8 protein-coding genes are annotated in these 6,170 nt (G+C 48.9%); 4 read left to right on the top strand and 4 right to left on the bottom strand.

From position 1 onward, the window contains the following. Nucleotides 1-43: 43 nt before the first annotated feature. The 3 genes from amt to GOC95_RS12955 are packed head-to-tail and all read right to left on the bottom strand — an operon-like array spanning nt 44 to nt 2,815. A complete protein-coding gene (gene amt / locus GOC95_RS12965) occupies nt 44-1,447 on the bottom strand; it encodes an ammonium transporter (protein ID WP_275357611.1) in 1,404 nt (467 codons plus the stop codon). A gap of 15 nt (nt 1,448-1,462) precedes the next feature. Then, on the bottom strand, nt 1,463-1,801 hold the full coding sequence (glnK, locus tag GOC95_RS12960; protein WP_018986930.1) for a P-II family nitrogen regulator: 339 nt from the start codon (nt 1,799-1,801) through the stop codon (nt 1,463-1,465). Nucleotides 1,802-1,861: 60 nt separating this feature from the next. Then, nucleotides 1,862-2,815: a TorF family putative porin gene (locus GOC95_RS12955; RefSeq protein WP_275357602.1), complete on the bottom strand. Its 954-nt coding sequence runs from the start codon at nt 2,813-2,815 to the stop codon at nt 1,862-1,864. Nucleotides 2,816-3,071: 256 nt separating this feature from the next. Here GOC95_RS12955 and GOC95_RS12950 point away from each other — a divergent pair, with 256 nt between their 5' ends. Genes GOC95_RS12950 through GOC95_RS12940 form a run of 3 tightly spaced genes read left to right on the top strand, consistent with a single transcriptional unit; the run spans nt 3,072 to nt 5,382 of the window. After that, entirely contained in the window at nt 3,072-3,320 is a 249-nt protein-coding gene (locus GOC95_RS12950) for an accessory factor UbiK family protein (protein WP_275357601.1), read from the top strand. Nucleotides 3,321-3,365: 45 nt separating this feature from the next. Next, on the top strand, nt 3,366-4,865 hold the full coding sequence (locus tag GOC95_RS12945) for a YifB family Mg chelatase-like AAA ATPase (RefSeq protein ID WP_275357599.1): 1,500 nt from the start codon (nt 3,366-3,368) through the stop codon (nt 4,863-4,865). Nucleotides 4,866-4,878: 13 nt separating this feature from the next. After that, nucleotides 4,879-5,382, top strand: a complete 504-nt coding sequence (locus GOC95_RS12940) for a DUF1993 domain-containing protein (RefSeq protein WP_275357598.1) — start codon at nt 4,879-4,881, stop codon at nt 5,380-5,382. Nucleotides 5,383-5,386: 4 nt separating this feature from the next. Here GOC95_RS12940 and GOC95_RS12935 read toward each other — a convergent pair whose 3' ends face one another. Next, on the bottom strand, nt 5,387-5,794 hold the full coding sequence (locus GOC95_RS12935) for a hypothetical protein (protein WP_275357596.1): 408 nt from the start codon (nt 5,792-5,794) through the stop codon (nt 5,387-5,389). 205 nt (nt 5,795-5,999) lie between these two features. Between GOC95_RS12935 and GOC95_RS12930 the strand changes: the two genes are divergently transcribed. Continuing rightward, nucleotides 6,000-6,158 carry a hypothetical protein gene (locus tag GOC95_RS12930; RefSeq protein WP_194749004.1) on the top strand — a complete coding sequence of 53 codons (159 nt, stop codon included), beginning with the start codon at nt 6,000-6,002 and terminating at the stop codon, nt 6,156-6,158. The last annotated feature ends 12 nt before the right edge of the window (nt 6,159-6,170 follow it).

Below are 6,170 nucleotides of genomic sequence, written 5' to 3'. Positions count from 1 at the left end.
AAAACGGCTCTAACTAGAGCCGTTTCTTTATACCACACAACGATTACAAGCTGTAAGCACGTTCGCCATGTTCAGTCGTGTCCAGACCTTCGCGCTCATATTCTTCACTCACACGCAGACCGACAACCGCATCTACCACTTTGTAAAGAATGACGCTCACAATACCTGTCCAGATCAAGGTCACGACCACTGCGATGATCTGAGTAGAGACCTGACCACCCATCGTCACACCTTCTGCGTAACCAACACCACCCAAACCTGGTGACATCAACACGCCAGTGCCCACCGCACCCCAGATACCGGCCAAGCCGTGCACACCGAACACATCCAGTGAGTCATCGTAGCCCAGCGCACCTTTCAGTTTAGTCACGCCCCACAGGCTGACAAAGCTGGCAGTGAAGCCAAGGATGATCGAACCCATCGGGCCGATAAAGCCGCAAGCAGGGGTAATCGCAACCAAACCAGCCACTGCACCAGAAGCGGCACCCAGCATGCTTGGCTTACCTCTGAACAACCATTCAGCAAAAATCCAGCCCAGTACAGCAGAACCTGTTGCCAATTGTGTATTGATCAGCACCATACCGGCAATGCCATCAGCAGCCAGTTCACTACCGACGTTAAAGCCAAACCAACCTACCCACAGCAAGGAAGCACCAATCATGGTCATCACCAGGTTGTGCGGAGGCATGGCTTCTTTACCGTAACCAATACGTTTGCCCAACATGATGGCACCAATCAAGGCAGCGATACCAGCGTTGATATGTACGACAGTACCACCAGCAAAGTCTTTGGCACCCAGCTCTGCCAGGTAACCACCGCCCCATACCATGTGTGCGATTGGGATGTAGGCAAAAGTCACCCACAATGCCGTGAACAACAATACAGCAGAGAACTTCATACGCTCAGCAAAACCACCAACAATCAACCCCGGTGTAATGGCAGCAAATGTCAGCTGGAAGGTTAAGAATACATACTCTGGAATCGTGCCAGACAAACTAGCAGGTGTAATACCCGCCAGAAACGCCTTGCTTAATCCACCGACAATCATGTTACCTTCGCTGAAAGCCATGCTGTAACCATACGCAGCCCACAATACAGAAATCATAGAGAAGACAACAAACACTTGCATCAGCACTGACAACATATTTTTCTGACGCACCAAACCGCCGTAGAACAACGCCAGGCCAGGAATCGTCATCAAAATCACCAGCACAGTGGCAACAATCATAAACGCGGTATTACCCACATCCAGCGTTGGGACTGGTGCTGCTTCAGCAGCAGGGGCAGCTTCGGCCGCTGCAGGCGCTTCGGCCGCAGGTGCCGCATCAGTAGAAACGGTTTCTTGTACTGTGATGGTTTCGGTCACAGTTTCTTCTGCATAACTGACTGGGCATGCCGCCAGACCCATCACGGCGACCAGCGATAATATGGAAAGAATTTTCTTCATAACAGAAGCCCTTTCTTATAGCGCATCCGGACCGGTTTCGCCGGTACGTATACGGTAAACTTGTTCCAAATCGAAGACAAAGACTTTGCCATCGCCGATTTTGCCTGTTGCGGCTGCTTTTTCAATCGCGTCTACGACCTGATCCAGCATGTCATCTTTGATCGCAACTTCGAGTTTAACTTTAGGCAAAAAATCTACGACATATTCAGCACCACGATACAACTCAGTGTGCCCTTTTTGACGGCCAAATCCTTTGACTTCAGTGACAGTGATGCCTTGTACGCCGATATTGGACAAAGCCTCACGCACCTCATCAAGCTTGAATGGCTTGATTATTGCGGATACAAATTTCATTTGCTTCTCCCGTTGTTAACTCTGGCAGGCACATGCCCGCCAGATCTAAAACTTGCTTACTTAGAATGTACGGCCTAATGTTAAAACAAAACGACCATCATTCAGGTTCTTAAATTGTGTTGATGGTGCTCCATTAAAGCTTGAGCCGCCATAGCCATTACGACCCCAATAACGAGAGTTGTCTGACTCAATCCAGTAGACCCCAGCATTCCAACCTTCAGTAGCACCAATTTTGAATGCTTTACTCAAACCAATCTTCCAGTCTGTGTAATCAGGATTAGTAGCGCCTGATGTAGATGCGCTAGGTGCTGAACCACCACCGATTGCAGAAAAGTCAGCATTAGGGTCTAGTTTACCAGCAACATTTAAACGTCCAACGTGAGCAATAAGCGTTAAATCCCACCAAGGCAATGGATACGCAGCATTCAACTCAAAGTAGGTAGATCCTTTAGTACTACCATCCCAGCCAGTATCTTTATCTGCACCGAACCAATCAGTTAAAGTGTAAGAAACTTTCGCACTAATCCAATCATATGAAAGACCTGCGTTGAATTCATATGTATCCCAACGACCACCCTTCGGAGTTTGACTTTTCAAAGTGCCATCTGGATTGTTATCACCTGTAAATTTATATTTCTTCCAAGAGCCACCTGGATAGAAATATCCATAAACACCAACGGTGTAACCCAGCTTCTCAACAACTGGGATAGAACCGTTGAACCCAGCATATAAATCAATCTCTGTGTTAGCATCCGGATAAGTGTTTGGTGTTACACCAGACCCCCATACCCCTGCATAAAAACCACTTGAATGAGTAATATCCATACCGCCTTGGGCAGTGGGCTTGTGCCATGATTGTGAAATACCGCGAAAGTAATAATCAGACACCAAAGCAACGTTACCAGTGGCAGTCCAGTCAGATTTGGCTTCTTCCTTGGCTTCTTCAGCTGCGTATGAAACTTGTGCAAATGACATTGCACTCAATACTGCTGTGAGCAAAATAGATTGACGCATTTATAGGTCCTCTCTCTGTGAAAATCTTGATCAAATTGTTGTAAACGAGAATGAAACAACATTGACCTAAAAGCAAGGCACGTGCCAACCCATATAAACATTAAAAATCAATATCTTAATTAAAATACTTAAATTAAATACTTACATTAGCAGCACAACAACATGTTTTTAATTGAAAACACATAAAAATCAACCATTTACACCCCTTTTTTCGAGGGCCTTACATGCTAGAATGTGACCCTAAGGAGAGCCTGCCATGCTATTTTCAAATGAAAAAATTAAAGAATTATCTTTTAAAATCAAACAACTAATTGATTCAAGCCCCATTTCAGAGCTTGAAACCAACTTGCATGCACTAATTCAGGGCATGCTCCCCAAAATGGAACTTGTTTCGCGCGAGGAATTTGATATTCAGGCCGCTTTGCTGGCACGCACGCAGCAACAATTAAAACAGCTTGAAGAAAAAATCAGCCAGCTAGAACAAGCCGACACCGCCAGAAAGTAAAATTTAATTTACAATTGCTAGCATTCTTTGGTGCGGGAGTGCTACATGAGTTTGGCCGTGTTATACAGTCGGGCCCTGAGTGGGATGGATGCACCAGAAGTGGTGGTAGAAGTGCATCTCGCCAATGGCCTGCCCAGCTTCACTATCGTCGGGCTGCCAGAAACCGAAGTGAAAGAGAGCAAAGACCGGGTTAGGGCGGCGATTCAAACCGCACAGTTTGAATTCCCGGCGCGGCGGATTACAGTTAACCTGGCACCGGCAGATCTGCCCAAAGAGGGTGGCCGTTACGATTTGCCGATTGCGCTTGGGATTCTGGCAGCCTCCGGGCAATTACCTAAACAAGCGCTGGCCAACTATGTCATCGCTGGTGAGCTGGCACTAACAGGCGAGTTAAGGCCGATACGCGGCGCCCTGGCGATGACTTACCAACTGATTCAGGGCCCGGCGCACAAAAGGGCGGCGATTTTGCCCCAGGAGAGTGCGCATGAGGCAAGCCTGGTTGAGGGATGTTCCATTTTTGCCGCGAATAGCCTGCTTGAAGTCTGTGCCCATCTGTCTGGCAAACAATCGCTGCCCCCTCACCCGCTGGTGCTGTCAGAATCCTCGTTAAGCTTTCCGGATTACTTCGAAGTCAAGGGTCAATTGCGCGCCAAGCGCGCCCTGGAAATTGCCGCGGCGGGCCAACATAGTTTATTGATGAGCGGCCCGCCAGGCACAGGCAAAAGCATGCTGGCGAACCGGTTTAATAGTATTCTGCCTGACATGACTACGCAGGAAGCGCTGGAAAGTGCGGCAATTTTGTCACTGACCGGCCAGTTTCCGGCCAGCCAATGGAAAAAGCGGCCATTCAGGGCGCCACATCACACCGCCTCTGCCGTGGCACTGGTGGGTGGTGGCAGTGTGCCCAGACCCGGAGAGATCAGCCTTGCCCATCACGGCGTGTTATTTTTGGATGAGCTGCCTGAGTTCGACAGGAAAGTGCTGGAGGTGCTCCGCGAGCCGCTGGAAAGTGGCAATATCACCATTTCTCGGGCAGCCAGACAAGCAACTTTCCCGGCCCAGTTTCAATTGCTTGCAGCGATGAATCCTTGTCCATGCGGCTATTACGGGCACTATAACCAACGCTGCCGCTGTACGCCTGAGCAAATTCTGCGCTATAAAAATAAACTTTCCGGCCCGCTGCTGGACAGGATAGACATGAATATTGATGTGCCATCACTCAAGCCAGAAGAGTTGTCACATGACCATCATGGTGAGCAGAGTACAGCCATTCGTGCGCGCGTGATTCAGGCGCGAGAGCGTCAACTGACCCGCCAACAGAAACCGAATGCAGCCTTGGGTGCGCTCGAAATTTCCACCCATTGCCAATTGGGTGAGCAGGCGAATCACTTACTGCAAATGGCGGTGCAAAAGTTTTCACTTTCTGCCCGCAGCTATCACCGCATCCTCAAGGTCGCCAGAACCATCGCTGACCTGGCCCAGGCCGAACACATTCTGGATAAGCATATTGCTGAGGCGCTACAATATCGGCGTCATGACTATTGAAAGCGTATTCCACATGCAACTTTATGATGCCAGTATCGCCCCGCTGATTCGTAACCTGCAAAATCTCGAGCACATTCTGCGGCAAGGGGAAGCCTATGCAGAACAGAAAAAAGTCGCACCAGAAGTGCTACTGAATAGCCGCTTGTATGTGGACATGTACCCATTAACCAAACAAGTGCAACTGGTGAGTGACATGAGCAAAGGGGCGGGTGGACGACTGGCTGGCATAGACATTCCGCAATATGCGGATGATGAAGCAAGTTTTGAACAGCTCTACGCCAGAATCACTAAGACAGTCGCGTTTCTCGAAGCCATCAAGCCTTCACAGCTGGAAGGCGCCGAACATAAAGAAGTGGTGTTAACCATACGTAAAGTGGATCTGACCTTCACCGGCTTGGATTATCTCGAAAAATGGGTCATGCCCAATGTGTATTTTCATGTCACCACGGCATACAACATTTTGCGCCATATTGGGGTGCCACTGGGCAAAACCGACTACCTGGGTCAAAAGCGTTGATGCCTCAAGGCCGTTTGCGCCAGTAGCCCGGTTGCTGGTCTGACTGCAACATGGCTTTACGGCGCAATGTCTCATAGGCTTCGCTGTCTGAAATTCCTTGGGCAGAGGCCATCGCTTTCGCCTGATTGTTCGCGGCAACCACCCAGTCAGGATTTTCCTGATAGCCCCGGTCTTGCATGCAATGTTCCAACACGCGTGACTGTCTAGCCGCTTTTTCCAGCTTCTGGAAGGGCAGTTGCTCTGGTAACGCGGCCGCTACCTTACTGGCAATCAAATCACACTCATTGATAGTATGAGCCAGCGCACTTTGCGCAGGTGCAGACGCTGGCAACTGCAGCGATTGCCAATACCAATACCCCACCGCCGCCAGCATGGCCATCAACACAACCCACATAAACCGACTCGCACGCATGCATCCGACTCCTTTTTGTTGTTCAACCCTGCCAATATTTTAAGCCAAACCGGCCGACAGCCCTTATAAAAGCTGGATTGGTTCATTAAAGCGTCATACAAGACCATTAACATAGATTTAAATGATCGCATGAACAAATTAATTCAAGAATGGAAACCTGATGACGTTAATACAAGTATACATAAACAGAACTAAAGGACGCCCCATGAAAGACTTGCAACAAGACGAGCCGCTGACTTATACCGCCAGCATGCCAGAATTGATGACGGCGCAGGACATTATGTATCTGGCTGAAGATATCACTGCAGACAGCAACATTCAGGCAATTTACAAACCTGCTGAGCTGACGCTGGAAGTTGTGTAAAACACACCGGCA

This window comes from Methylophilus sp. YYY-1 (genome assembly GCF_029132825.1).
Taxonomy (GTDB): domain Bacteria; phylum Pseudomonadota; class Gammaproteobacteria; order Burkholderiales; family Methylophilaceae; genus Methylophilus; species Methylophilus glucosoxydans.
The sequence above is the reverse complement of the archived record's forward strand: the minus strand, read 5'-3'. Positions and strand labels throughout refer to the sequence as shown.